The sequence below is a fragment of the Gilliamella sp. Fer4-1 genome (assembly GCF_001690515.1).
GTDB classification, from domain to species: Bacteria; Pseudomonadota; Gammaproteobacteria; order Enterobacterales; family Orbaceae; genus Gilliamella; species Gilliamella apicola_C.
The window spans coordinates 1-872 of record NZ_LZGZ01000126.1; the positions used below are offsets into that span (position 1 = coordinate 1).

At 31.5% G+C, this 872-nt stretch carries 1 protein-coding gene; it reads right to left on the minus strand.

The window, feature by feature from the left end:
• Nucleotides 1-451: 451 nt before the first annotated feature.
• Nucleotides 452-872 (minus strand): AEC family transporter (locus tag A9G30_RS04360; protein WP_218057718.1); only part of this gene is annotated, 421 nt, incomplete at its 5' end.

Consider the following 872-nt stretch of genomic DNA (forward strand, 5'->3'; position numbering starts at 1 on the left):
AGTCATTATGTTGGCACTATTGCTACACTACAAAGTTAAAATTGCTCATTAAGTTAAGAACAATAATCTGTAGGAATTATTCGCGTTATTGACAGTAATTTGAGAAACGTCCGTCATAAATAGACATAAAAAACAGAACTAACGTAAATCAAAGATTGCGATATGGCACTTATATCATAAAGAAAAATAACTACCACTGATTTGGCTAAACATTTTGATGAATCGTTCAATGATTTGTAACCTGCTAAAAAAGCCTGTTTGAAGCAATTTGTCTTCTTAACCAGTAGCAACAAACGTTATAAAACCATTAATCATGTCATTGATCATTTGGTTAAAATTTAAAAATCGATTAAAGATAAATTAAGACGGCAAGCCCAGTATGCATTTTTCAGGTGATAGGTTTTGTAAAAAATATTCAGGATTCTATACCGTTTGGTGATAAATTAAAACTCTAAGGTAAATGTGTCATAATTGATAAAATTAACGGTGTTGTAATAGAAGATAGCATCGTTGATATTAATAAGCTTGAAGCGATAGCGCCTTGCAACACTTCAAACTGCCTTGCCATCATATAACAATTTATCGCAATTGAAACTGAACTGAGTAATACCACCACTTGCAATTCTAAAGTTGGTAGTCCAATGAGTTTACCTAAAATATAAGTAACAATAGGTAACATAGCCAATTTTAATGTGCAGATAGCTGTTGTAATTAAAAGTTTATCTCGAATTTTATATTCCGCCAGTCCCATTCCTAAAACAATTAATGAAAGAGGTGCGGTCATCTCACTCACCATTTTGGTTGATTTATCGATAAAGTTAGGTAACGGTAAACCAATAAAATTCACTATAATGCCTGTAAAAATTCCAATA